This is a genomic window from Mesorhizobium waimense (assembly GCF_003601975.1).
GTDB lineage: Bacteria > Pseudomonadota > Alphaproteobacteria > Rhizobiales > Rhizobiaceae > Mesorhizobium > Mesorhizobium waimense.
Window position 1 is genome coordinate 1 of the sequence record NZ_QZWZ01000181.1, and the last position, 798, is coordinate 798.

1 protein-coding gene is annotated in these 798 nt (G+C 63.5%); it reads left to right on the plus strand.

What is annotated here, in order from left to right; translation table 11 throughout:
* Positions 1-66: 66 nt before the first annotated feature.
* The coding region (locus tag D3227_RS40500; RefSeq protein ID WP_120019477.1) for an IS5 family transposase at positions 67-798 on the plus strand (732 nt) is incomplete at its 3' end.

Below are 798 nucleotides of genomic sequence, written 5' to 3' on the forward strand. Positions count from 1 at the left end.
AGAGGCCGTTTGGAAAATCGGAAAATTGGGATTTCGGCGGAGGCTGGTTTGTGATTCAAGCTGTGGATGTGGACCGAACAGAGCCGTGGCCGGATGGCCAAGATCGCCAAGAAGACCAAGCGCTACCCGTCCGATCTGACGGACGAGGAGTGGGAACAGATCGCTCCGCTGATGCCCAAGCCTGGGCGTCGCGGCCGTCCGCGCGAGGTTGATTTCCGTGAGGTGATCAACGCGGTGCGCTACCTTGTGCGCTCGGGTTGCGGCTGGCGGATGCTGCCGATCCATTTCGGCGCCTGGCAGACGGTCTACGGCTGGTTTCGCGAGTTGGCGCGGCGCTTTCTGTTCCAGACCATCCACGACGTGGCGCTGATGCTGGACCGCGAGCGAGCCGGGCGCGAGGCCAGTCCCACGGCGGGCGTGATCGACAGCCAGTCGGTCAAGGCTCCGCAAGCGGAAACAAGAGGGTACGACGCCGGCAAGAAGATTGTCGGCCGCAAGCGCCACATCGCCGTCGATACGGATGGGCGGCTGTTGATGGTCAACCTGACGCCGGCCGATATCTCCGACAGCGCCGGCGCTCAGGCGATCCTGGATGGTATCCGCAAGCGCTGGCCCTGGGTGAAGCATCTGTTCGCCGACGGCGCCTACGACCGGCTGAAGCTCATGGATAAGGCCGCCTATCTGGACTTCGTGGTAGAGATCATCCGCAGATCCGACGACCAGAAGGGCTTCGAAGTCTTGCCCCGCCGCTGGGTTGTCGAGCGCACCTTCGGCTGGATGACAAGATGGCGCCGCCTC